Below are 25,234 nucleotides of genomic sequence, written 5' to 3'. Positions count from 1 at the left end.
CCCCGGAACGGAGCAGGGTCGCGGGGCCCTGCCCGCGATGCGGGAGGTCGGGCGATGCAGGTGGCGGTTTTCGGACTGGGCTATGTGGGGTTCACCACGGCCTGCTGCATTGCCTCGCAGGGCCACCGGGTGGTGGGGATGGACGCGAACGAGGCCAAGCGCGAGGACATCGCCGCCGGCCGCGCCCCGATTTCCGAGCCCGGTGTGCAGGAGCTGTTCGACACCGCCCGCGCCACGGGCCTGTTCCGGGTGGAGGCCTCCGCCGCCGCGGCGCTGGAGGGCAGCGAGATCGCCATGGTCTGCGTGGGCACCCCCTCCGGCCCGGACGGCGCGCAGGACATGCGCTTCATCGCCGAGGTCACCCGGCAGATCGGCGCGGCGCTGGCGCTTTCGCCCCCGCGCCCGCTCACCCTGGCCTATCGCTCCACCCTGCGGCCCGGCTCGATCGAGGAGCTGGTGCGCCCGGTGCTGGAAAGCCGGCTTTCGCCCGCGCACATGGCGCATGTGGAGCTGGTGTGCAACCCGGAGTTCCTGCGCGAGGCCACCGCGGTGGCGGATTACTTCGCCCCGCCGCGCATCGTCATCGGCACCGCGGAGGGGCGCGGCTCCGGCCCGATGGAGGCGCTCTACGCCGGGCTGCAGGCGCCGGTGTTCCGCTGCGGTTTCCGCGAGGCGGAGTTCACCAAGTTCGTCGACAACACCTGGCACGCCGCGAAGGTGGCCTTCGCCAACGAGATCGGCCGGCTGTGCCTGCGCCTGGGGCTCGACGCGAAACGGGTGCATGAGATCTTCGTCTCCGACACGCGGCTGAACATCTCGCCGGCCTACCTGCGCCCGGGCGGGGCCTTCGGCGGCTCCTGCCTGCCCAAGGACGTGCGCGCCCTCCAGCACATCGCCGCGGATTGCGGGGCCAACACCCATGTGGTGGATGCGCTGCTGCGCTCCAACGAGGTGCACAAGCACGAGCTCTACGAGCGCGCGGTGCGCAGCCTCGCCCCCGGCGCCTCGGTGCTGCTGGTCGGGCTCGCCTTCAAGCCCGGCACGGACGACCTGCGCGAGAGCCCGAACGTGGACATGGCGCGCAAGCTGCTCGCCGCGGGCTACCGGCTGTCGGTCTACGACCCGGCGCTGGACGCGGGCAAGCTGGTGGGGGCGAACCTGGGCCATGCCTTCACCCGGCTGCCGCGGCTGTCGGACCTGCTGGTGAGCCGGGCGCGGGCCGAGGCCGGCGGGTTCGACCTGGTGATCGCGGCCAATGCCACCATCGACGCGCTGAGCTTCAGCGTGCCCCCGCCCCGCATCCTCGACATCGGAGTGCTCGCATGAGCCAGGACCGCCCCTCCGCCCCGTCTCCGAAGGCCGGGTCCGGCCCGATGTCCGACCGGGGGAGCGCCCGGATATCCGGTGCCCGCCCCGGGCCCGGCCCGGCGCCTTCCACGGCGCCCGCCACGCTTCCCCCCTCGCCGCCCCCCCCATGCCCCCCGCCCGCCGCTGCCGGCCCTGCCCGGGCGCAGCCGGTGCCGGGCGGTTTCGCCGAGGCGCCGCAGCGGTTCCTGTGCGGCACCGGGGCGGAGCTGTTGCCGCCGGGCCTGCCCTCCGCCCTCCGCCCGCGCGCGCCTGCCGGGCGGAGGGCGGAGGGCGCGGGGCTGCCGGCGCCGGAGGGCGCGGAGGGGCGGCGGCGGGAGGGGGGGGAGTGCCTCGCGCCGGAGGCGCGGATATCAAAGGATGCGCCGGAGGCGCGGATATCAAAGGATGCGCCGGAGGCGCGGATATCAAAGGACGCGCCGGAGGCGTGGACGTCAGGAAGTGCGCCGGAGGCGTGGGTACCAGCAGATGTGCCGGAGGCGTGGGTCCGGAACACTCCGCCGGAGGCGGATGTCCTGAAAGCCGTGCCGGAGGCGGATGCCCGGGCATCCATTCCGCCGGAGGCGGATGTCTTGGGGATTCCGCCGGAGGCGGATGGTTTGGGGATTCCGCCGGAGGTGGATGTTCTGAGGATTCCACCAGACGCGGATGTCTTGAGAACTGTGCCGGAGGCGGATGTCCTGAGAACCGCGCAGGAAGTGCACCCCCTGCAGACCGCGCCGGAGGCGCAGCCCCTGCAGACCGCGCCGGAGGCGCAGCCCCTCAAGACCGCGCCGGAGGCGCGCGGCGCGGGGGGCGGGGTGCCCGTGGCCGGAACGGCCGGGGCCCCGGCCCCTCAGGGCTGCGCCGGGGCGGAGGGCGCGCCGTCCCGGTCCGATGGTCCGCCCGCCCTGCGGGCCCGGCCGCGCGGGAGCGTGTCCGCGGCGAAGCGCGCGGCCGACCCCACGGCCGGCCTGGCGCGGTCGGGCGGGTTTGCCGGGGTCACGCCGGGGCTGCTGGCCGGGCGGCGGGTGCTGATCATCGTGGAGAACCTGCCGGTGCCCTTTGACCGGCGGGTCTGGCTGGAGGCGCGTACCCTGCAGGCCGCGGGGGCGGTGGTCTCGGTGATCTGCCCGCTCGGGCCGGAGGCACAGGCGCGCTACGAGTGCCTGGAGGGCATCCACGTGCACCGCCATCCGCTCACCCAGGCCAGGGGGCCGGCGGGTTATCTGCGCGAATACGCCCAGGCGCTGTGGTGGCAGGGCCGGCTGGCCTGGCGGGTGTTCCGCACCGAGGGGTTCGACACGCTGCAGGGCTGCAACCCGCCGGACCTGATCTGGCTCGTCGCCCTGCCCTTCCGGCTGATGGGGCGGGCCTATGTGTTCGACCATCATGACCTCTCGCCGGAGCTGTTCGACGCGAAATACCCGGTGCCGTCGCGGCGGCCCGGGCGCTGGCTGCACGCGGCGCTGCGCCGCGGGCTCGGCCTGGCCGAGCGGCTGAGCTTTGCCACCGCCGACATGGTGATCTCGACCAACGAGAGCTACCGGCGCATCGCCCGCACCCGGGGGGCCAAGGGACCGGGCGCGGTGGTGGTGGTGCGCTCGGGGCCCGATCTCACCCGGGTGCGCCCGATGCCGCCCGACCCGCGCTGGAAGGCGGGGCGGCGGCATCTTGTGGGCTATGTCGGGGTGATGGGCGCGCAGGAGGGGCTGGACCTGCTGCTGGAGGCCGCGCGCCACCTGGTGTTCGACCGGGGCCGGCGCGACCTGCAGTTCTGCCTGGCCGGGGACGGGCCGGAGCGCCCCGCGCTGGAGGCGCTGGCGCGCGCGCTCGGGCTGGGGGAGCACGTGACCTTCGCCGGGCGGCTGCCGGATGCGGAGCTGTTCGAGATGCTCTCCACCGCCGATCTCTGCGTGAACCCGGACCGGGTGACCGCGATGAACGACCTCTCGACCATGAACAAGATCCTCGAATACATGGCGCTGTCGCGGCCCATCGTGCAGTTCGAGGTGACCGAGGGCCGGGTGAGCGCCGGGGATGCGGCGCTCTATGCCCGGCCGGACGACCCGCGGGACTTCGCCGCCTGCATCCTCACCCTGCTGCGCGACCCGGGGTTGCGCATGCGCATGGGGGCGATCGGCCGGCGGCGGGTGGAGACCCGTTTCGCATGGGAGCATGAGGCCGGGCGGCTGGTGGAGGCCTACCGCCGCATCGCGCCCCGCCGCCCGCTGCGCCCGGGCCGCCGCGCCTCCGCGCCGCCGGCCGGGGACGACCGGGGATGACCCGCCGCCGCAAGCCCGGGGCCCGGCCCCCCCGCAAGCCCGTCTCCCCCCCGGCCTCCGCCGGGGTGGGCGCCGCTGCCCCCGCCGCTCCCGTGGCCCGCGCCACGCCCGCCGCAGGCCCGGCCCGGGCCCCGCGCGCGCGCACCGCCGGCGCCGGCCCGGCGCCCGTTGCCGACCCCGCGCCGGCCTCCCCCTCCGAGCCCCGCGCCGCCCCTGCCTGCGCGCCCGCACCCAGTTCCGCGTCCGCACCCAGCTCCGTATCCGCGTCCAGCTCTGCACCGGCGTCCAGTTCCGCATCCGCACCCAGTTCCGCACCGGCGCCGGCTTCCACGCTCCCCCCCGGGCCCGACGCCGCCGTTTCCCCCCCCGGCGCTGCGTCTGCCGCCGGGCCGGTGTCCATACCACCGTCCGTGCCGGCTACCGCTCCCGCCACCGCCACCGCTCCCCCTTCAGCGAGGGTTCCACGGTCCGGGGCGGCCCCGGCTGTCGACCGGGCGCGCCTGGCGACACCGGCCTCCGCTTCCGCCGCGGCCGGGGCGGAGGCGGGCGCCCGGCGGGCGGCTGCGGAGGGCGGGGCGGCCCCGGCCGGAGCGGGGGCGGCGCAGGTCGGGGGAGGGTGCCTGCTGCCGGCGCTGCTGCCGGGCACGGTGTCGGCCGCCGCGGTGGCCGGGGTGGTTTGCCCCTCGCCGCCGCGCATCGGCCCGGAGGGGCCGGTGCTGTCCTGCCCGCTGGAGTGCCCGGCGCTGGGCGGGCGGGCGCCGGACGGGACGGCCCCGCGCGCCCCGCTTGCGCCGGGGCCGGAGGACCTCCCCCCTGCCGCCTTCCCGCTGCCCCCGGCCGCGCGGCCCGCCCCGGGGTTCGCCGAAGCGCAGGCAGCCTTCCGTCCCGCCTCCGGGCCCGCGCCCTCCGAGGCGTCCGGGCCCCGGCGCAGCCCCGCCGGCGCCCGGACGCCCCCCCGGCGCCCTGCCCCGGCGCGGCCTTCCGGCGGCGCGTCACGGGAGGCCCCCGCGCCGCGCCCGGCACAAAGCCTGACACAGAGCCCGGTGCCGGCCCCCGGTGCCGGGCGTCCCGATCCCGGCGCAGCCCCGGCGCCCGGCTCTCCCGATGCGGGGACGACGCGCCCGGTCGCCTCCGGCGACAGCCCCGTCGCGCCCCGCGACGTGACCCCCCCCGTCGCGCCCCGCGACGTGAAATCCCCCGTCGCGCCGGGCGACATGAAATCCCCTGTCGCGCCGGGCGACATGAAAGTCTCCGCCGCGCCCCGCGGCGTGAATGTCTCCCCCGCGCCGCGCGACATGGACTCTCCCGTCGCCCGGCGTGGCATGAAGGCCTCCGTCGCCCGGCGCGACAGTGCTTCCCCCGTCCCGCCGGGTGGCAGTGGTCTGCCCGGTACGGCAGGCGACGCCGTGCCAGCCGTCGTGCCCCACGACAGTGTTCCGCCCGTCGCGGGCCGCGACAGTGTTCGGCCCGTCGCGGGTCGCGACGGTGCTCCTCCTGCCGCGCCGGGTGACATCGAGCGGTCCGGCGCTGCGGGACACATGACCCCGCCCGGTGCCGCAGGCGACGGTGTCCTGCCCGTCACCGCGGGTGACGTGACCCCGCCCGTCACCGCAGGTGACATGGAACGGCTCCTCTCCGCAGGGGGCACGGCTCCGCCCGTCACCACAGGGCGCGCGGAACGGCCTCCCACCGCAGAGGATATCGAGCCCACCCTCCCCGCAGGGGGGCCCGGGCCGACCTGTGGCGCAGGGGAAACCGTGTCGCCCGGCGCCGCAGCGGGCCGCCCCGCGGGCCGGGCGGAGGCCGGTGTCCCGGGGACGGGGCATGGGGTCGTGGCCTTTCCCGGGGGAAGCGGGGAGGCGGGGCCTCCGGGCCTCCGCCGCGCGGCGGGCCGGGGCCGGGCTCCGGCGCAGGCCGGCGAGTTCGGGCGCGCGCTCCTGCCGCGCGGGGCGATGGTCGCGGCGCCCGCGGCGCCCGCGGCGAAACGCCTGCGCATCCTGCGGCCGATGGCATCGGGGGTGACGGCGGCCATGCTCCGGGTGCGCCGGCGGCTGCGGCGGCGGGCCGGGCGGTGGCAGGCCGGGGTCACCGGGGCGGCGGTGCTGTGCCAGATGGTGCAGGTGCTGGGCTTCGAGATCCTGCCGCCGCCGCTGCGGCTGGGGCTGGCCGGGGCCGGGCTGGGGCTGGTGCTGCTCGCGGCGCTGCTGCGGCTGCGGCTGGGGGCGCAGGGCACCGGCGGGCCGGTGCTGCTGCTGCTGTGCCTCCTGGCCAGCGCGCTGGCCGGGCTCGCCGTTTCGGGCCTGCCGGAGGACATGCCGGCCCTGCTGCAGCAGGCCTCGCTGCCGCTGTGGTTCATCGCCGCCCCCGGCCTGGTGCGCCGGCGCGCCCCGGCGCGGGAGACCGGCCGGGCCCGGCGGCGCGCCCCGCCGCCCGCCCCGCTGCCGGGGCTGCTGCGCGCCGGGCTGGTGGCGGTGCTGGCCCTGGCGCTCGCCATGGCGCTGGCCCGCCCGGCGATGGTGGTCGGCGGCATCGCGCGCCCGGCGCCGTTCCTTGACAGCCAGGGCATCCACCTCTCGGCCTACGTGATCTTCGGGGTGCTGGTCTGCCTCGTGCACGGCAGCGGCAGCCTGCGCCGGATCTGGCCGCTGGTCGCGCTCTGTCTGGCGCTGATCGTGCTCTACCGGGTGCGCACGGTGCAGCTGGGCTGCCTGGTGTGGCTCGGGGTGCTGTGCTGGGCGCGCTTCACCGCCGCGAGCCGGATGGTCCTCGCGCTGCTGGCGGCGGCGGCGGCCTATGCGCTGGCGGTGGCGCTGGCCGGGGAGATCGACCTCGCGGCGCTCAGCTCCGGGCGGATCGCGGTCTGGGGCGAGCGGCTGGACATGCTCGCGGCCCGGCCCTGGCCGGTGCTGCTGACCGGCAGCGGCGCCGGCTCCGACCTGCACAGCAGCGCGGTGTGGTGGTGGGAGGAGAAGAACTCCCACAACGACATCCTCGGCATGGTCATCGAGCATGGGCTGCTGGGGCTGACCGGGTTCTGCGCGCTCTTCGCGCTGGCGCTGCGCGGGGCGGGGCCGCGCGCCGCGGCGGTGCTGCTGGCGGTGCTGGTGATGGGGGCGGTGTCGAACGGGCTGCTGGCCCGGCCGCTGGCGGGGTTCCTCTTCGCCATCGGCTTTGCCGGGGCGATGGCCGCGGATGCCGGGGCCCGGCAGGCGGCGCGGGAGGGGCGCTCGCGCCGTTCCCGCCGGGCCGGGTCCGCCCTCCCGGGCCTGGCCGCCATGGTCGCCGGACCGCTGGGGCCGGGCCCGGCCGGCGGTATGGGGGCGACAGGTCTGTCCGGCGCCACGGGGGCGACAGGCGCAGCCGGTGCCGCGGGGGTGACAGGCGCGGCCGGTGCCGCGGGGGCGACAGGCGCAGCCGGTGCCGCGGGGGTGACAGGCGCGGCCGGTGCCGCGGGGGCGACAGGCGGGGCCGGTGCCACGGGGGCGACAGGCGCGGCCGGAACCATGGGTGCGACAGGCGCGACCGGTGCTGCGGCCATGGCTGGTGCGCCCGCCGTGCCGGGGCTGGCGGACACCACGGGCACGGCGATTGCGACGGCCACGGCGAGTGCCTCCGGTACGGCTGTCGCCACGGCCACAGCCGACCTTGCAACTGCTGACCACCCGTCAGCCACGGCTGGCGCATCTGGCCCGCCGGCCATGTCCGCCACGGCGGCCGCGGCGGGTACCGTAGCCACGGCGGGCGTAGCGGCCGCGGCAGCCATGGTGGGTCCAGCGGGTGCGGATGCAACGGCCGCGGCAGCCATGGCTGCCGCGGTGGCCAGGGTGGGGGCAGCGGGCATGACAGATGAGGCGAGCATGACAGGTGCCGTGAGCAGGGCAGGTACGACGGGCGCAGCGAGCACGACGGGCGCAGCGGCCACGACGGGTGCAGCGGCCACAACGGGCGTGGCAAGCACACCCCCCACCCCCACACCGGACGCTCCGGACGCCCCGGTCGGGCGCCCCGTGCGGGCTGCGGCCCGGGCGCCGCGCCGGGGCCGGCGCCGCGGCGCGGAGGCTCCGGCATGAGCGCGGCGGGGTTGCTGCGCGCGCGCCGGGCGGAGGGGGGCTTCCTGGGGGCGGCGGCCGGCGCGCTGGGGCTGCGCCTGGCCGGGGTGGCCTGCCTCGCGCTGGTCTTCGTGATCCTCGCCCGCAGCCTGCCGGCGGTGGAGGTGGCGGACCTCTCGCTGGCGATGGCCGCGGGCACGCTGGGGCGCTATCTCGGCCCGCTCGGCTTCGACCAGCTGGCGCTGCGCCACCTGCCGCGGCTGCGCGCGCGCGGGCGGCTGGCCGCGGCGCAGCGTCTCGAGGCGGCGCTGCTGGGAGGAGGCTGCCTGGCCGGGCTGGCCTGCTGCCTGGCCGGGTTGGCGCTGGCCCCGGTCTGGGGGGGCGCACCGGCGCTGCTGCTCGCCGGGCTGGGCGGGCTGGGCGGTGCTGCGGCCGGGCTGCAACGGGCCCGCGGCCATGTCTTCCGGGCGGTGTTTCCCGAAGGCGGGCTGGGCCCGGGGCTGGCCCTCGCGGGCATCGCCGGGCTGGCCGCGGCCGGCACGCTGGACCGGGCCTCCGGGCTGGCGGTGCTGCTGGCCGCCGCCCTGCCGGGGCTGATGCTGCAGGGGATCTGGCTCTCGGGCGCCCGCCCGGGGGCCCTGCTCCGCCTGCGCCCGGCCCCCGCCGGCTGGCCGGACCTGCCCCCCGTTTCGCGGCAGGCACCGCCCCTCGCCGTGTCTTCCCCCCATCCGTCTCCCCTCGCCGCGGCCGTGCCGGACAGGCCTGCGCAAGGCGCGCTCCTGCGCGGCCCGGGTGTCGCCGCCCCGCCGCTGTCCGGCGCGTCAGGACCCTGTCCGGCCGCCCACCGCCCGGCCCCGCGCCCCGTGCCCGGCCCGGCCGTTCAGGGCGCAGCCGTGCCGGACCGGGCCCTGAAGGACCGGATCGGGCAGGATCTGACCGTGCAGTCCGGGATCGTGCAGTCCGGGATCGTGCAGTCCGGGATCGGGCAGGCGGTGACGGGGCAGTCCGTGGCGGAGCAGGCCGTGACGGAGCAGGCCGTGATGGAGCGGGAATTTCCGGGGCGGGAGCTGACGGAGCAGGAAAAGGCCGGGCAGGGCGCAGCGGCGCACCACCTGGGGTCGCGGGGCCCGGGGGAGGCCGGGCAAGAGCCCGCGGCGCCGGGCGCGAGCTCCGTGGCCCGCCCGGCCGTTCAGGGCGCGCGGGGGCAGCACCCGTCAGGGCCGGGCCCGATCGGGCGTGCGCGGCCGGGCCCGGCGCTGCTGCGCCTCCGCCTGCCCGGCCTGCGGCGCTGGCGCGAGGCGCTGGGCCTCTGGGCCGTGCAGGGGGCGACGCTGCTGCTCAACCGTTCCGCGCTCTGGCTGGCCGCGGGGCTCGCGGCCGGTGGGGCGCTGTCGGCGGCCGGGTCCGGCGGGATGGCCGAGGTCGCCTGGCTCGACGCGGGCCTGCGCCTTGCGCTTCTGCCCGGGCTGGCGGGCTGGGCGGCGGGGCTGGTGCTGGCGCCGCGGGTCTCGGCGCTGGGCGCGCGGGGCGATGCCGAGGCGCTGCAGGCCGCCCTCACGCTGGGCTGCCGGATGGCGATGGCCCCGGCGCTGGGCCTGCTGGGGCTGCTGGCGCTGGCGGGGCAGGGGGGCGTGGTGGCGGTGCTGGGCCCGGGGTTCGCCGCCGCGCTCTCCCCGGCGCTGATCCTGCTCGGGGCGGCGGCGCTGGACGGGGCGACGGGGCTCTGCGCGCTGGTGATCCTGCATGCGCGCCCGGCGCGCGGGGCGGCCCGGCGCGTGCTGGGCCTCACGCTCGCGGCGGCGGCGAGCCTGCCCTGCGCCACCCTGGCCGCGCTCGGCGCGGGGGCGGGGCTGGCGACGGCCGTGGCCCTCGGTGTCCTGGCGGCCACCGCGCTGCGCGGCCTCGGGCTCACGGTGATGCTGGTCGCCGCCGGCGGGCCCTGGCCCGGGCCGTTCGGCCGGCCGGGCGGCGCCCGGCTGCACGGCCCCGAAGGGGGGCGCGTGTGATGCAGGCGATCCTGCGGCTGCACCGCCTGTCCCATGCCTGCCACCGCCACGGGCTGCACCGGCTCTCGCGTGTCCTGGACGGGCTGGTCCGCTTCGTGTTCGGTGCCGCCCTGCCGGGGCGGGCCCGGGTCGGGCCGGGGGTGTTCCTGCACCATTCCGGCCTCGGCCTGGTGATCAACGGCGCCGCCGAGGTGGGGCCGGGCTGCGAGATCGGCGTCCATGTGGTGCTGGGCGGCAACGGGCGGGGCCCGGGCGCCCCGCGCCTGGGGGCCGGTGCGGTGGTGCTGGCCGGGGCGAAGCTGCTCGGACCTGTCGAGGTGGGGGCAGGGGCGGTCGTCGCGGCCAACGCCGTGGTGCGCGACGATGTCCCGCCCCGCACGCTGGTGGCCGGGCAGCCGGCCACGATCCGGCGCCGTGACATCGACCCGGCCAGGTATCGCCACCAGCCGGGGCCGGATGTTTCGCGCGCGAAACAGGCCGGGGGCAGGGCGGTGGCGGTGCACGGGGAGGCAAGCGCCTCGGGGGGCATCGAGCCCCCGCTCGGCGCTGGCCGCAGGGCGCGGCCGGTCCCTCCCGGACCGGAGGGACCGTAGGTTCCGACGCGCCCGTCGAGGCGGAGGGGCTTGCCCCTTCTCCGGGAGGGGCGCATCCCCTCAGCGGTAAATCCGTTATAAAACAGGTGTTCTCCGGTTAAATGCCGCAATTTTGATGTATTATGACCGGCACATGAGGGCCGGGCTTCCGGCGGCTCCGGGCCGTTTCGGCGGGGCCGTGGGGGGCGGGCAGGGCGATGGTCTCGGGAGGGCTTGCGCGCCCGGCGGGGCCATGCGCATCCGGCGTGTCCCGTGTCCCGTGTCCCGTGTCCCGTGTCCCGTGTCCCGTGTCCCGTGTCCCGTGTCCCGTGTCCCGTGTCCCGTGTCGCCGCTCGCGGCCCCCCCCGGGATCAGCACAGGCTCAGGCGGGTGTGGACATCGGCGCCGGAGACGCCGGTCCAGACCAGCCGCGGCGCCGGGGCGAGCTGGCCGAAGCGCGGCGAGACCCAGCCGCCCCCGGGGCCTTCCGCGCCGCAGGGGGCCCGCAGCGCCCCGGGGGCGAAGGCGATGTCGCACAGGGCGCTGCCCGCGCGCCACACCCGGGCGGAGGGGGCGGCGGCGTCGGGGCCGAGGGTCACCCGGCAGTCGGGGGCGAGCTGGAAGGTGAGCGACACGGCGAGGCCGGCGCGCGCGCCCGGCAGGCTGTCGCGGATCTCCAGCCCGCTCCGCGTCACCCTGATCCGGCGGCGGTGCAGGCAGCCGTGGCGGCGCATCCAGGCGTCGGTCTCACCGATCAGCTCCGGCGGGTCGGCGCGGTGAAACACCAGCCGGCTGCGGGCCCGGGCGCCCCAGTTGAACGGACCGGCGATGCGGCTCTGGTTGCCGCCGGCGATCGACAGCGTGTTGTGCGCCGGCGTGCCGCGCAGCCAGTCCCGCCAGGCGCCGCCGGAATGGTAGAGCCAGGTGCCGGGGTCGACGATCACCGCCGCGCCATCCACTGACAGGGTGAGCGACAGGGCATCCGCATGGCCATGCGCGGCGATGGAGAGATAGCCCAGCGGCCCGTGGTCGAAGCTCAGGCCGATGCGCCCGTGGCGCAGCAGGCTCAGCCCGCCGTCCGGGAAGACGCGCAGGCCCGGGACGGGCGCCGGCAGGGTCCGCCCCGGGCCGCCCAGCAGCAAGGCGCGGAAGGCACCCGCTGCGCCCGGCGTGGCCTCCTGCGCGCCCGCCGCAGCCCCCCGGCCAGCCCGGCGCGACCCCGCCTCCCGGCCCCCGGGCCGGGGGCCGCAGTTGCCGGTCCCGGCGGGACGTCCGGGATCAGGCACGTGCGATGCGCCCCGCCCTGCGGACCGGGCGCTGCACGCGGCGTGCGTGGCGGCGGGGAACGCGGGGGCAGGCGCGGGCGGCGGGTTCCGGTCTGCGGAGAGGGCATCGCCCGGGGCGAGGAGGGCGGCGCGCGGGGCATCGGCGGGACGTCCGGGATCAGGCACGTGCGATGCGCCCCTCCCTGCGGACCTGGCGCTGCACGCAGCGCGCATGGCGGCGGGGAGCGCGGGGGCAGGCGCGGGCGGCGGGTTCCGGTCTGCGGAGAGGGCATCGCCCGGGGCGAGGAGGGCGGCGCAGGCGGCGACGGCGGCAGCGTGCTCCGGGCCGGGCTCGGGCACGCCGAGGGTGATCACCCGGCCCTCGTCATCGTCGCCCAGCGCCGGCAGCGGCAGGTCGGCGGCGGCGATGAACCGGGCGAAGGCGTCCAGCCGGGCGCGCACCGGGCCGGGCAGGGGCCGCAGCCGGTGGACGAAGAGCCCCAGTTCCACGGTGAAGGCGCCGTAGCTGGGCGATTGCTCGGCCGGGGTGCCGTCGGGCAGGATCTGGCGCATCAGCTCGGTGCACAGCTCGGCATGGGCGCGCGTGGCGGCCTGCGCCGCGCCGGGCAGCGCCGGCCAGAGCGTGCCGAGGGTGACCAGCCCGGCGGTCTCGGCCACCCGGTGGTTGTTGGCCGAGGAAAACCGCGAGGGGAAGCGCTCCAGCCAGAACAGGTGGGCGGAGAGGATCTCGCGCAGGCAGGCGCTGCTGCGCGGCGAGAGGGCGGCGCCGCTCCACAGCGCCACCAGCCCGAGCGAGATCACCCGCAGCCCCAGTTCGATGCCCGAGGACCAGGCGAGGCCGCGCCAGGGCGGGTTGGCGGCGTGCCAGCTCTCCAGCGCCGCCTCGAGCCCGGCCAGCGCCTCCGGCGCGCCGCTGCGCGCGTGATGCGCGGCGAGGCCGGGCAGCATCTGCAGCCGGTTCACCTCCCAGACGTATTTCACGTCGCCGAACCCGGGGGCATGGCGGTGGTCGATGGCAAAGCACCAGTCCTGCGGCCAGTGCCGGCCCGAGACCGGGTCCAGCGACCAGAGCCCGGCGGGAAACGGGCTTGCTCCCGCGCCCGCCTCCGCCTCCGCCTCCGCCTCCGCCTCCGCCTCCGCCTCCGCCTCCGCCTCCGCCTCCGTGTCCGTGTCCGTGTCCGTGTCCGTGTCCGTGTCCGTGTCCGTCTCCGTTCCCGTCTCCGTCTTCGGACCCGTGTCCGGCCAGCGCCGCCCCAGCGCCTCGAAGGGCCGGGTGAGCGTGGCCTGCGCGGCGCTGGCGATGGCGGCGGCAAGGGCGGGCGGCGCCGCGGCGGGAAGCGCGGCGAGCGCGGGGGCGCAGGGAACCGGCAGGGCGGGGCCGCGATGCCGCTCCCAGCCCTCGAGCCGCCGGGCGCCGCGGCGCAGCCCGGCCTCGCGCAGCCGGTGCAGAACCTCGGCGGGCGACATCGCGGCCAGCCGGCGCAGCATCCAGCCCGGCCTCATGCGGGGCTGCCCGACGAAGCATCCGCCTTCCGGGGCCGCGGCCGCGCAAAACGTTTCGCGCGCGAAACATGCGGAGTGGCGAAGCCACCCGGCGCCGGCCCCGCCCCGGCGGGGTCCGTGATGGGCGGAGGGCCGGGCGGCGGCGGAAGGGCGGCGGCCCGGCCGGGGGCCTGCGGGGCGGGTGCCGGCAGGGTCCGAGGCCCCGAGACGGAGGGCCCCGAGATGGTGGGGGCTGAGACGGAAGGAGCTGAGACAGGAAGGCCCGAGACGGGACATGCCGGGCTGAGCACCGGTGCGGCGGGGCCAGACGGGACGACGAGCTCAGGCGGGGCGAGTTCAGGCGGAACGGGCACAGGCGGAACGGGCGCAGGTGGGATGGGCGCAGGTGGGATGGGGGAGGGCATGGCCCGGGACGGCGGGACATGGGCAGGCAGGACATGGGCAGGCAGGGCGGGCGCCGGGGGGAGGACCGTCGGGGCGGTGACCGGTGCCGGCCGTCTCCCGGGATCCGGCCGGGAGGGGGCGGCGGAGGCCCGGCCTCCCCCCGGGGCGGGGACGGCAGGCCGGAGAGGCTCGGGAGACACGAGGGCGCCTGAGAGGGCGGCCGGTCCGGGAGGCGCGGAAGGGCCGGGAGCGGCGAGAGGGCCGGGAGCGCCTGCCGGGGACGGGGAAGCACCTGCGGGGGAGGAGGGCGCGCCTGCCGGGGAAGGGGAAGCCTCCGTGGGGGGGGAGGGCGCGTCTGTGGGAAGGGGGCGCCGGGCGGCCTGGTGCCAGAGGCGGGCGAGGCGGGCGAGGTGGCGGTCGATGTCCAGATGCGCGGCGTGGAAGGCCCGGGCGGCGGTGCCGAGCCGGTCGCGCAGGGCCGGGTCGGCGATCAGCCGGGCGAGGGCGGCGGCGAGGGCCTCGGGGCAGGCGGGGGGCACGAGCAGCCCGGTCTCGTCGTGGCGGACGATGTCTTCCACCGCGCCGACCGGGGTGGCGAGCACCGCCCGCCCGGCCGCCATCGCCTCGATCACCGACATCGGCAGGTTCTCGTCATGCGAGGGCAGCACGAGGACATGGGACTGCGCGAGCAGCGCCGCCACCTCCCGCGGGCCGACCCATCCGGGCAGCGACACCCGCGCGCCGAGGTCCGCGCCGCGCGCGCGGGCGCGGGCCTCGGCCACGGCGCCGTCCCCGGCGAGCACCGCCCTCCAGTCCGGGCCGGGGGGCAGGCGGGCGAGGGCGTCGATGAGGTCCCACACGCCCTTGCGCGCGCCCAGCCGCCCGAGGAACAGCAGCTGCACCGGCGGGGCGGCGGGCGGGGCACGACGCGCGGGTGCGGGCGTGGCATTGGGCAGGATGTGCAGGCGGGCGCGCGGGGCGCGGGCGCGCAGGTGCGCCTCCCAGGCCCGGCCGAGCACCAGCACCGCGGCCGCGCTCTCGAACATCCGCGTGATGGCGGCGGCCCGGCGCGGCGGCGCGGCCGCCCAGTCCTGCCGGAAGCGCGAGCCGTGCAGGTGGATCACGCAGGGCAGCCCGAGGGCGCGGGCCAGGCCGCAGACCACGCGCTTGCGCGCGATCGAGCCGCCGCCCGAGAGGTTCACGTGCACGAGGTCCACCCGCCCGGCGAGGCGCAGCGCCAGCATCCGCGCGAGGCACAGGGCGAGGTGGAGCGGCGCCAGCGCCAGCGGCCCCTGCCCGCGCGACACCGCGAAGCGCAGCCGGACGCCGGGCGCCGGGCGGGCGGCATGCGCCTCGGCCAGCGTGTCCATCATCCGGTCGATGCCGCCCATGCCGCCGCGCCCCAGCGGCGTGACCACCAGCACCTGCAGGGGCGCCTGCCCCGGGGCGGAGGGGGCGGAAAGCGGCTGGCCGGACATGTGCAAGGATCTCCCCATGGTGGTGTTTTCCACCCCCACAGATTTCATCAACCTTTTAATAAAGAATTGCTGGTATTTGAAATGTATTCGCTTGAAGCCCGTTTTCAGTGCAGCCCGGGGCCCAGACATTGTCAGAACCAGTTTCCTTGCCACGTCCATTGCGCCTGTCGCCTCCGGCTGCCGGGGGCCTGCCCGGGCTCCGCGGCCGCGGCGGGAGGGCGCGCGCATGATGATCGCCCTCGGCTTCTCGCTGACCGCCGCGGCGCCGCCACGGCTGTTCGGCGGGCAGGTTTCGCTGCCCGTCGACGTGCTGCGCCTGAACGGCCAGCCGCTCGGGCTCAACGGGGCCTGGCTGGTCTGGCCCGACCCGGTGCCGCAGACCGCGCTGCGGCTCGACGGGGAGCCGCTCACCCATCAGGGCGTCCTGATCACCCTTACGGAGTAACGACATGGTCGAAGTTGCCGATGTGGCCGATGAACTCGCCACCGTCCTCGGGCCGGCGGTCTCCGCCCAGCTCGGGTTCACCTATTCCAGCACCCAGTTCTGGTCGAAGACCCGCAACCTGGGCCTGGGCACGGACACGCCCGCCTACGCGCTGCACATCCAGCAGAACCCCTCCGTGGCCAGCGGGCTGAACCTGTGCAGCCAGGTCTTCATGAATGCCATCCCCTCCGCCGCCGGCTCCGGCCAGTACGGCGGCATGGACGTGACGGCGCGCTACAATTCCACCCAGCAGGGCGGCGGCGATGTCTGGGCGATGCGCGCCATCGGCGAGGCCACCAACACCGGCCTGATGAACACGCTGATGGGCGTCTGGGGCCGGGCGCGCTACACCGGCACCGGGCAGGGCGGCGCCTTCGGCTCGCTCTACGGGGTGCGCGCGCAGGCCGAGATCACCTCCTCGGGCCATGTGAACCACGTGATGGCGCTCAAGACCGAGGACGTGACGCTGGGCACCGGCTCGTGCAACCACGCCTGGGGCATCTATGTCTCGCCGCTGCCCACGAGCGGGGTGGTCGACCAGAGCGCGGCCATCCACATCTCCGCGCGCGGGGTGCAGAACTGCATCTCCTTCGCCGGCACCACCACCGAGAACGAGGGCGGCGCCACGCGCATCTATGCCCATGCCGACGGCGGGCTGAAGCTTGACCGGGTGGGGGCGGCGCTGCGGCTCGACCTCTCCTCGCTGCCCAGCTACGCCGATGACGCCGCCGCCGCCGCCGCGGGCGTGATCGCGGTGGGCGAGGCCTATGTGAACAGCGCCACCGGGGCGCTGCACCGCCGGCTGGCCTGAAGGCCGGGCCCGGGGCCGGTTCCGTGTCGGCAGGGTCTGCCGACAGGGTCTGCCGGCGGGCCTGAGGGGCGCGGCCCGAGGCTGGTTCTGCCGGCTGGCCCGATGCGCGGCCCGAAGGGCGCCCCCGGGCCGGTTTCAGGGGCCGGCTTCAGGGGCTGGCCCGGGGCGCCGGCGCCGGGCGCACGCGGGGGGCGGGGCGGGGTCATGCCCGGCCTGCCCCCCCGTGTGTGGCCGCGTGTGTGGCCGCGCGCGGGAGCCGGGGGCGCGGCCTGACCCTGTGAACCGGGCGCGGGGCCCGATCGCCCCTGCCGGTTCTTCTGTCCGGGGCGGCCGGGCCAGCCGCCGCGCCCCGCGGCGGGGCCTCCTGCCCGCGCCTGTCACGGGCCCCTGTCACGGGCTGCCCTGCCCGCGTCCGGATATCCCCGGGCGGCCGGATTAGCACTCTGTTTACCTTGATCTGTCCTTAGTTGCGGCTCTCCGGGTGGCCCGCATGGGAGGCGTGCCCGGCGGGACGAGGAGGATGAGGATGCGCGATCCCGGCTTCGGATGTCACGACCTCGACGGGTCCGGCCTGCGCGGTCTCGCCTCCGGCCCCGCTCCGCGGCAGGAGACACGCCGGGCGCGGGGAGTGATGCTCACCGATCTCGCCGCGGGGGCGCTTCCGGCGCTGCTCTGCGGGCTGGCGGGGGGCTCGGGCGCCGCGGGGGCGCTGCTGATCTGCGTGCCGGTGCTGGCGCGGCTGGCGGGGCTGTACCGCTCCGGCCTGGGGCTGCCGGAGGAACTGCGCGGGATCACCGGCATGGCCGGGCTGCTGGGGCTGTGGAGCCTGCTGCTGCTCTGGGCGTCGGGGGCCGAGGGCCTGGCGGCGGCTTTGTCCTGGGCGCTGTTCGTGCCGCTGGCGCTCATGGGGCGGACGCGGGCGCGGCTGCTGCCGGCGGAGGCGGCCCCGCCGGCAGAGCTCTTGAGGAGTCCGGCGCAGCCGGCAGGGCTTTTGAGGCATCAGGCGCAGCCGGCAGAGTCTTTGAGGAGTGCGGCGCAGCCGGCAATATCCTTGTGGGGCCCGGTGCAGCGGGCGCTGTCTTCCGAAGGATCGGCGCAGCCGGCAGACCTCTCGCCATTCTCGAGGAGTCCGGCCCCGCCGGCACTGGCGTCGTGGGACCCGGCGCAGGCGGCACTGTCTCCGGGAGGTCCGGCACAGGCGGCAGCGCCCTTGCGGGAGGCTGCGGAGCCGGCCCTGCTCCGCGGGGAGCCGTGGCCGCCGGCGGAACGGTTTGATCACCCGGCGCAGGCGGCCCGCTGCGCCGGGCCCGCGCTGCCGGACCGGCCGGTGGCGGCGGCCGCTGTCGCGCAGCGTGCGGCGGCCCCCGGAACGGGTGTGCCTCCGGGCGCGGGGAGGGGCGGGTTCGCCGAGGCGCCGCGCGCCTTCCTCGCCCCGGGCGGTGCGGCGCTGTTCTGGCCGGGCGAGGCGGAGGCGCTGTCCTCGACATGGGTCACCGCGCCGCTGAAACGCGCGATGGACCTGGCCGGCGCGCTGACGGGGCTGGCGCTGGGCGCGCCGGTGATGCTGGTCGCGGGCCTGGCGCTGGCCTGTTCCGGCGGGCCGGTGTTCTACGTGCAGCGGCGGGTGGGGCGCGGCGGGCGGCGCTTCGGCTGCCTGAAGTTCCGCACCATGCAGGTGGACGCGGACCGGCGCCTCGCCGCCCTGCTGGCCGCCGACCCGCAGGCCCGGGCGGAATGGGCGCGCCACCAGAAGCTCTCGCAGGATCCGCGGGTGACCCGGATCGGCCGGCTGCTGCGCCGCTTCGGCCTCGACGAGCTGCCGCAGCTGCTGAACGTGCTGCGCGGCGAGATGAGCCTGGTGGGCCCGCGCCCGGTGGTGGCGCCGGAGGAGCCGGGCTACCCGGCCGACCGCGCCTATGCCGCCGCGCCGGGCTTTGCCGCCTATATCGCCTGCCGGCCGGGGATCTCGGGGCTGTGGCAGGTCTCCGGCGGCTCGGCGCTGCCCTATTGCGAGCGCATGCGCCTGGATGCGCGCTACCGGCGCGAGGCCGGGCTCTGGCTGGACCTCGCCATCCTCTGGGCCACCGCCGCGGCGCTGCGGCGCAACCGCCCCGGGGTGTGAGGCCGCCGCGCGCCGTTTGCCTGCCTGGTGCCGCGCGCTTGCCGCGCGCCGTCTGTCTGCTGTGCGCCGTCTGTCCGCCGGGCGCGGGGCCTGTGTGGGATCTGCGCGCAGCGCAGGCGGCTCCGGGGGGCGCCCCCGGGCCGGCTGCCCGGAGTGCCGGCCGCCGGGGTGGTCTCTCCGCCGGGCGTGCCGCCCCGGGCGCGGATGGGGCTGACCCTGTGCCGGCCGCGCGGGGGCAGGGCCGGAGCGTGCGCCCGGGCCCCGGCCGGGGTCAGCGCCGGGCCCGGCGGGTGAGCGTGTGGACGAGGAGCGCGGCGGCCAGCGCGCCGAGGGCGTTGGCGAGCATGTCGGCCGGGTCAAAGCTGCGGTGCGGCACCCGGGTCTGGGCGATCTCCAGCCCGACGACCAGCACCGCCATCGCCGCGAAGGCCCGGCGCCGGTGGTGCGGCCCCGCGGCCAGCAGCAGCGTGAGCCCGATGCCGAAATGCATCAGCACGTGCACCACATAGGCCAGCTCCGGCGGCGCGCGGCGGATCTGCGGCGGCGAGGGCGTGAGGCTGAGCCAGAACACCAGCCCCAGCGTGACCAGCGCCGCCCCCTGCCAGAAGCGCCGCAGCGCCAGCCCCCGTGCGCGCCCGCGCCCCCCGGTCATCGCGCCCCGCCGGCATCGGCATGCAGGAGCGCCTGTTCCGCGTCGAGGCGCAGCGCGGTGAGCCGGCCGGTGTAATAGGCCCCGGTGTCGATGCAGATCCGCCCGGGCCCGGTCACCGGCTCGGGGGCGTCGTAATGGCCGTGCACCACCACGAGCCCCTCGGGCGGCGGCATCTCCAGGAAGCGCGAGCGGCCCCAGAGCAGCGCCTGTTCGGGCTGGGCGGAGAGCGGCAGGTCCGGGGCGATGCCGGCATGGGCGAAGATCACGTCGCCGGAGCGGTGCATCAGCGTGGTCTCGCGCAGCAGGCCCAGGTGGGGGCCGAGGGCCGCGTGCAGCGCCTCGGCGGCGGTGGCGAGGTCGGCCTCCTGCGGGTGCAGGCCCAGGGTGATGCCGTAGCTGCCCAGGGTCTGGCGCCCGCCGAAGGTGAGCCAGGCCGCGCCGCCCGCCGGGTTCCCGAGGAAGGAGAGCAGCGCCGCCTCGTGGTTGCCGCGCAGCAGCACCAGCCCGTCGTCCCGGGTGTCCGCGCGCAGGGTGGCGAGCATGTCGAGCACCTCGCGGGCGTGGTCGCCGCGGTCCACGTAATCGCCCAGCAGCACGAGCTGCAGCCGGCGCGCGGGGCTGCCGGCCTGCGCCTCGGCCCGCGTGCGCGCCGTGTGGTCGGCGAGAATGGTCTCGAGCAGGCGGAGGAGCAGGTCGGAGCGGCCATGCACGTCGCCGACCGCGTAGATGCGGCGGTCGGCGGCCACGCGGGGCTGCGGGGCGGGCGGGGCAGGGGGCCTGCGGCGCAGGAACCTCACGGCGCGCCTCGAAGGGTGGGGGCCCCGGGGGGCATCAGGCGGGATGTCACGACGGGATGTCTCCTCCCCTTCCTCTGGCGTGTTCCTCCGGCGTGCGGGCCCGGGGCGGGCGGCCGGGCCGCCGGGGGGCCTGCGCCGGGACGGGCGCGGACCCGGCCCGCGAACACCGCCGCGGCGGTGTTCGTGCCTCCCGCAGATCTCCCGTCGATCCGGCGCCGCGGGAGGCGGGAAGCCCCGGGACTCCGATTGACATGCACGCCATGAGAATGGTAATTTGGCCACGTTATTCAGGAGGTTTACTATAATGTTCCGAATTATTTCAAAGTCTAGCGTTATGAGTTTTCTGGTTGCAGGGTTTGTTGCTTTTCCCTTAATAAGTGTATCTCCTGCGTCTGCTGCAGGAGATGGGGTCCGGTCCTACAGCGCGGAGGCGCGTGCCGAGCTTCGTGTGGCGCTGAAGGCGGCCATCGAGACCCGGATCGCCAGGGCCCAGCGCCGGATCGATGCCTGGTCGGACGCCTATGCACATACCGACCAGGTGGCCTACCAGGCCAGGCTGGCGCGCAAGATCGCCCGCGCCTCGCTCTGGCTCGAGAACCTCCAGCGCCAGCTCCAGTTCGTCGACGTGCTGCGCGAAGACCGCCTGGTGCGCAAGTATGAGCGTATCACCGGCCGGAAGGTTTCCGCCACCTGATCTGACCGAGGCCGCGCCCCGGCCCCGGGGCGAGGATACTCCCGCCTGCAGCGGCAGGTCGCCCGTGCGGCCTGCCCGTCTGCGCTGAGGCGCCCGGGGCATGCCGACTTGCGTCATGGGGGCCTGCATCGGGCGGTTCGTGCCGAAGGGCCGGCCTGCGCGGTGCCCGGGGCCCCTGCCTCCGGCTTCGGTGCGGCCCGGGCTCGCCCTTTGCTGCAGGGGCTCGGCAGGCTGTTGCGCGCCGGACCCGGACGCCCGGCACCGCCCCGCGTGCCCTGTCCCGCGCCTCCCGCTGCGGACCGGGGCCCGCCTCCCTTGCCCCTCCGCGCCCGTTTCCCCCCATCTCCTCCTCCGCCTTGCGGCCTCCCCGGGAGGCCCTCCCGTGCCCCTCCCCGAGGAGGGGCCTGCGCCGTGCCGTGCGCCCGGCAGACATGGCGAGACGCGGGGACGCACAGGGGTGCACGGGGCGCGGCGTGGGGAGACACGGCGCGGGCACGGGGAGGCCCGGAGAGGTATGGGGAGCCCCGGGGGCGGGGCCCCGGGCGGGGTCAGCCGGAGGGGGTGAGGGCGGGATCCGAGGCCGGATCGGGGGCGGCGCGCAACAGCGTGTCGAGCCCCTGCAACAGGGGGGCGAGCCCGGGCTGCACCCAGGCGCGGTAATACCAGCGGTCGAAATGCAGGCCCACGGCGATGTCGGCGGTCATGGCGTCGAGATCGGCGGGGGTGGGGCCCGGCCCGGCCCGCGGCAGCAGGCTGAGCCGCGAGGCGAGGCGCAGCCGCTCGAAGGCCACCGGCCGGCTGTAGGGCGCCAGGCTCCAGGACCGGCGCAGCGCCGTCCAGGCCGCCGGCGCGTCCCCGCGCAGCAGCTCGGCATTGGCCAGCGCGTTCCAGGCGTAGACATTGCCCGGCGCCAGCGCGAGGCTGGCGCGCAGATGCGTCACCGCCCGGTCGGCATTGCGGGCCAGCGGGTCCGCCCCGGCTGCCCCGGCGGTCTCGGCCGCGATCTCCGCGGCGAGCGCGGCGAGGATCCGGGCCCGGCGCAGCTCGGGGGGCAGGTCGGCATCCGCAGGGTCGATGTCATCCGGGTCCTCCGCGCCGTCCGCGCCCCCGCCCGCCGCACTTCCCCCCACCGCCGGGGGGCCGGCCGCGCGCATCCGGTCGGGCATCCGCGGGGCGAGGCGGGCGGCGAAGGTGGGATCGAGGGCCGCGTCCTGCTCCGGAACCCGTCCCGTATTCTGCCCCGTATTCTGTCCTGTCTCCGGGCCCTGCCCGTCCGCCGGCGCGGGGCCGAACAGCTCCGCCTCCGAGCCGGCCAGCAGGAAGCCGTAGCCCTTCTGGAACAGGTAGGCGGAGGGGTCGTAGAGGTCCTCCTGCGCGCTGAGCTGCCAGGCGCCGTCCGCCCCCGTCACCCGCCGGGCGGGGTTGAGCGCCGGGCTGGCCGAGAAGATCCCGGCAAGGCACAGGACCAGCAGCCCCAGCAGCCCGCCCGGCGCCAGATGCGCCGCCCAGGCGCGGGGCGGCGCGCGCAGCCCGCCCCTGCCCGCCCTGCTGCCCGCGCCTCCCCGGCCGGGGCCGGCCGCGCGCCGGGAGGGCGCGGGCAGCGCCTCAGGTCCGGGCATAGATGTCCTCGTAGCGGATGATGTCATCCTCGCCGAGATAGACCCCGGTCTGGACCTCGATGAGATGCATGTCGACCTTGCCGGGGTTCTCCATCCGGTGCACGGCGCCGAGCGGGATGTAGGTGGACTGGTTCTCGCTGAGCAGGGTCACCGTGCCATCCACCGTCACCTTCGCGGTGCCCGAGACCACGATCCAGTGCTCCGAGCGGTGCACATGGCTCTGCAGCGAGAGCTTGGCCCCGGGGTGGACCATGATGCGCTTGACCTGGAAGCGCGGCGCGAGGCTCAGCGTCTCGTACCAGCCCCAGGGCCGGTGGCAGCGCGGGAAGCCCTCGGCCTGGGGGGCGTTGAGGGTTCTGAGCCGGGCGACCACCTCCTTCACCCGCTGGCTCTCGTCGAGATTGGCCACCAGCACCGCGTCGCGCATGGCGATGGCGGCGATGTTCTTCAGCCCGATGCCGACGAGATGCATGTTCTCGTCATCCGAGCGCAGCATGGACTGGGAGCAGTCGATGGCGGTGACCGAGCCCTGGGTGGTGAGCCCGTCGGCATCCGGCCCCAGCTCGCGCCACACCGCGTCCCAGGAGCCGAGGTCGTTCCAGCCCCCGTCGAAGGGCACCACGGAGAGCGCGTCGCTCTTCTCCATCACCGCATAGTCGATGGACAGGTCCGGGCAGGCGGCGAAGGCGGCCTCGCCGAGGCGGAAGAAGCCCAGGTCGGCGCGGCCCTCGGAAAGGGCGGCGCGGCAGGGGCCGATGAGCGCGGGCGCATGGGCCTCGTAGGCGGCCAGGATGTCGCAGACCCGGAACAGGAAGATGCCGGCATTCCACAGGAACCGCCCGGAGGCGAGCATCTCCGCCGCGGCGGCGGCGCAGGGCTTCTCGACGAAGCGCTCGAGGGGCTGGGCGCCGGACTGGCCGGGATGGGCGAGCTCGAGATAGCCGTAGCCGGTCTCCGGCCGGTCGGGGCGGATGCCGAAGGTGACCAGCCGCCCGGCCTCCGCGGCCTGCGTGCCCAGCGCCACGGCGGCGTGGAAGGCATCGGTATCGGCGATCACGTGGTCGGAGGGCGCGACCAGCATCAGCGCCTCGGGCGTGGCCTCCAGGGAGAGGGCGGCGCAGAGCACCGCCGGCGCGGTGTTGCGGCTGGCCGGCTCGATGAGCACCTGGCCGTCGGAGATGCCCAGCGAGGCGAGCTGCTCGGTGGCGATGAAGCGGAATTCGGTGTTGGTGAGCACGATCGGCGCGCCGAACCCCGGGCCGGACAGCCGGCGCAGGCTGGCCTGGAACAGGCTCTCCTCGCCCATCAGCGGGCTGAACTGCTTGGGGTAGCTCTTGCGCGACACGGGCCAGAGACGCGTGCCGGAACCGCCGCACAGGATGACAGGATGAATCATGAAACCAAACTCCTCAGGGAAAGAAACGGGGGAAAAGGCGGGGGGACCAGCCGCGGGGGCCGCCGCCCCCGGGCGCGCCCCGGGGCGGCGGCCTCGCCGGGACGCGGGAAGGACATGCGCCCGCCGGGACGCGGGAAGGACATGCGCCCGCCGGGACGCGGGGAGGGCATGCGCCCGGACGGGCGCGGGCAGGACACAGGTCCGCCGGCGGGGGGCGGAGCGGGTGCCCGCCCCCGGGGCGCGCGCCGGCAGGGGGCGGAACGGGTGTCGGGACGGCCGGTGCAACAGCGGGCGGGATGGCCGCGCGGAGCCGGGCCCGGCCCCCGGAATGCTGCGGCGCAAGATCGGCGCGGGCCGGGGGGCCTGCGGGCCGGTGCAGGGGCCGGGCGGCGCGGCCGGGCCGTGCCGGACCGTGACGGTCCGGAGGGCAGGTCCGCCGGCAGACCCGGGTGGCAGGAGGGAGAAACGGCGCGCAAATCATTGGTCTTCCAGCACTCTGCAACATACCCCGGAACGGGAATCACCACGTCACACCCGGAATCATGCGCGAAACAGGCCCGGAGCAGGCGAAAAACCGCCGATCTGCCGGAATTCTGCCGCGGAAATGCAACCCACGAGGTGTAACCCGGCCCGAATGCAATCAGTAATTGGTATAATTTCAATTAAACTGTTCGATACATCAACCGGAGGTTAATGAAAAACGATATCCACAACTTCGAAACATGTTAACGCGTATTAATTATTGTCGTTGACATACTTTGAGGCTACGGGTACCAAATTATGCAAGGCCGTTGTGCGGTGCACAGCGAAAGTTGCAGTGAAAATGACCTGCCGCGCTGCCGGATGAGGGAATATTCACGGGCCTTATGAAAGAAGCGTCATGTTTTTTGTGGCGTACATTTAATACTTGAAAAAATTTTATATTGGGCCTGAAGAGCGTGTAAATCTCTTTCGAGGTTATTAAAAGTCATGAAGGTAGTTATTCTTGCAGGCGGTCTCGGCACCAGGCTCTCGGAGGAAACATCCATCCTTCCCAAGCCGCTCGTGGAAATCGGGTCCGAGCCGATCATCTGGCACATCATGAAGATCTTCGCCCGCTTCGGCGCCAAGGAATTCATCGTGTGTTGCGGATATAAAGGCTTTTTGATCAAGAAATATTTTCAGGACTACCATATTAGAAACTCAAGTGTGACGTTCGATCTTTCCCGTTCGACGGCACAATACATCGACGAGCCCCGTGACGACTGGCGGGTGACCCTGGTCGACACGGGGCTCAACACGATGACGGGCGGCCGGCTGAAACGCATCCGCCGCTTTCTCGACGATGACGAACCCTTCCTGATGACCTATGGCGACGGGGTGGGGAACATCGACATCGCCGACCTGCTCTCCTTCCACACCGCCCAGGGCAAGATGGCCACGGTGACCGCGGTGCAGCCCACGGGCCGCTTCGGCGCCATGTATCTCGCCGGCAACGACCCCACCGTGCAGAACTTCCACGAGAAGCCGAACGGCGACGGCACCTGGGTGAACGGCGGCTTCTTCGTGCTCCAGCCCGAGGTGATCGACCTCATCGACGGCGATGCCACGATCTGGGAGCATGACCCGATGCGCAAGCTCACCGAGAAGGGCGAGCTGGTGGCCTACCGGCATCACGGGTTCTGGCATCCCATGGACACGCTGCGCGACAAGACCGTGCTGAATGACCTGTGGAACGCCGGAGACGCACCGTGGCGGGTCTGGTAAGCCACG

Annotated in this window: 16 protein-coding genes; 10 read left to right on the top strand and 6 right to left on the bottom strand. The window is 75.8% G+C overall.

Features of this window, described 5'->3' with window-relative positions; genetic code table 11:
• Positions 1–54 precede the first annotated feature (54 nt).
• From FDP22_RS22880 to FDP22_RS22860, 5 genes are all read left to right on the top strand, one after another.
• Complete coding sequence (locus FDP22_RS22880; RefSeq protein WP_138578718.1) at positions 55–1,326, top strand: nucleotide sugar dehydrogenase; 1,272 nt, start codon at positions 55–57, stop codon at positions 1,324–1,326.
• Between the two features lie 953 nt (positions 1,327–2,279).
• On the top strand, positions 2,280–3,629 hold the full coding sequence (locus tag FDP22_RS22875; RefSeq protein WP_138578728.1) for a glycosyltransferase family 4 protein: 1,350 nt from the start codon (positions 2,280–2,282) through the stop codon (positions 3,627–3,629).
• 2,030 nt (positions 3,630–5,659) lie between these two features.
• A complete protein-coding gene (locus FDP22_RS22870; protein ID WP_143972306.1) occupies positions 5,660–7,699 on the top strand; it encodes an O-antigen ligase family protein in 2,040 nt (679 codons plus the stop codon).
• Positions 7,696–9,684, top strand: a complete 1,989-nt coding sequence (locus FDP22_RS24750; protein ID WP_138579268.1) for a hypothetical protein — start codon at positions 7,696–7,698, stop codon at positions 9,682–9,684. The genes FDP22_RS22870 and FDP22_RS24750 overlap by 4 nt, the downstream gene beginning before the upstream one ends.
• Entirely contained in the window at positions 9,684–10,277 is a 594-nt protein-coding gene (locus FDP22_RS22860) for a serine O-acetyltransferase (RefSeq protein WP_138579270.1), read from the top strand. Before FDP22_RS24750 ends, FDP22_RS22860 begins: the two co-directional genes overlap by 1 nt.
• A 350-nt stretch (positions 10,278–10,627) precedes the next feature.
• On the opposite strand, the gene FDP22_RS22855 is transcribed toward FDP22_RS22860, so the two are convergent.
• Complete coding sequence (locus FDP22_RS22855; protein WP_143972305.1) at positions 10,628–13,045, bottom strand: heparinase II/III family protein; 2,418 nt, start codon at positions 13,043–13,045, stop codon at positions 10,628–10,630.
• Positions 13,042–14,907 (bottom strand): glycosyltransferase family 4 protein, encoded by a 1,866-nt coding sequence (locus FDP22_RS22850; RefSeq protein ID WP_170317853.1) that lies wholly within the window; start codon positions 14,905–14,907, stop codon positions 13,042–13,044. Before FDP22_RS22850 ends, FDP22_RS22855 begins: the two co-directional genes overlap by 4 nt.
• 226 nt (positions 14,908–15,133) lie before the next feature.
• Between FDP22_RS22850 and FDP22_RS22845 the strand changes: the two genes are divergently transcribed.
• The 3 genes from FDP22_RS22845 to FDP22_RS25035 all read left to right on the top strand — a co-directional run bounded on the left by FDP22_RS22845 (position 15,134) and on the right by FDP22_RS25035 (position 18,324).
• On the top strand, positions 15,134–15,352 hold the full coding sequence (locus tag FDP22_RS22845) for a hypothetical protein (RefSeq protein WP_143972304.1): 219 nt from the start codon (positions 15,134–15,136) through the stop codon (positions 15,350–15,352).
• Between the two features lie 4 nt (positions 15,353–15,356).
• Entirely contained in the window at positions 15,357–16,202 is an 846-nt protein-coding gene (locus tag FDP22_RS22840) for a hypothetical protein (protein WP_138579274.1), read from the top strand.
• A gap of 526 nt (positions 16,203–16,728) precedes the next feature.
• Positions 16,729–18,324, top strand: a complete 1,596-nt coding sequence (locus FDP22_RS25035; RefSeq protein WP_239032042.1) for a sugar transferase — start codon at positions 16,729–16,731, stop codon at positions 18,322–18,324.
• A 271-nt stretch (positions 18,325–18,595) separates the two neighbouring features.
• Here FDP22_RS25035 and FDP22_RS22830 read toward each other — a convergent pair whose 3' ends face one another.
• Positions 18,596–18,976, bottom strand: a complete 381-nt coding sequence (locus FDP22_RS22830; RefSeq protein WP_138579276.1) for a VanZ family protein — start codon at positions 18,974–18,976, stop codon at positions 18,596–18,598.
• On the bottom strand, positions 18,973–19,722 hold the full coding sequence (locus FDP22_RS24655) for a metallophosphoesterase (protein ID WP_170317852.1): 750 nt from the start codon (positions 19,720–19,722) through the stop codon (positions 18,973–18,975). Before FDP22_RS24655 ends, FDP22_RS22830 begins: the two co-directional genes overlap by 4 nt.
• A 499-nt stretch (positions 19,723–20,221) precedes the next feature.
• On the opposite strand from FDP22_RS24655, the gene FDP22_RS22820 reads away from it, so the two are divergent.
• Positions 20,222–20,467 carry a hypothetical protein gene (locus FDP22_RS22820; protein WP_138579280.1) on the top strand — a complete coding sequence of 82 codons (246 nt, stop codon included), beginning with the start codon at positions 20,222–20,224 and terminating at the stop codon, positions 20,465–20,467.
• A gap of 548 nt (positions 20,468–21,015) precedes the next feature.
• Here the strand turns inward: FDP22_RS22820 and FDP22_RS22815 are convergent.
• Together FDP22_RS22815 and FDP22_RS22810 are read right to left on the bottom strand one after the other, a co-directional pair.
• Positions 21,016–22,086, bottom strand: coding sequence for a tetratricopeptide repeat protein (locus FDP22_RS22815; protein WP_138579282.1), 1,071 nt, complete (start codon positions 22,084–22,086; stop codon positions 21,016–21,018).
• Positions 22,073–23,482 carry a mannose-1-phosphate guanylyltransferase/mannose-6-phosphate isomerase gene (locus FDP22_RS22810; protein ID WP_138579284.1) on the bottom strand — a complete coding sequence of 470 codons (1,410 nt, stop codon included), beginning with the start codon at positions 23,480–23,482 and terminating at the stop codon, positions 22,073–22,075. Before FDP22_RS22810 ends, FDP22_RS22815 begins: the two co-directional genes overlap by 14 nt.
• A 969-nt stretch (positions 23,483–24,451) precedes the next feature.
• On the opposite strand from FDP22_RS22810, the gene rfbF reads away from it, so the two are divergent.
• Positions 24,452–25,228, top strand: coding sequence for a glucose-1-phosphate cytidylyltransferase (gene rfbF / locus FDP22_RS22805; RefSeq protein ID WP_138579286.1), 777 nt, complete (start codon positions 24,452–24,454; stop codon positions 25,226–25,228).
• Positions 25,229–25,234: the final 6 nt, after the last annotated feature.

The sequence above is a fragment of the Paroceanicella profunda genome (genome assembly GCF_005887635.2).
GTDB classification, from domain to species: Bacteria; Pseudomonadota; Alphaproteobacteria; order Rhodobacterales; family Rhodobacteraceae; genus Paroceanicella; species Paroceanicella profunda.
This window is presented reverse-complemented; position numbering and strand designations above follow the sequence as displayed.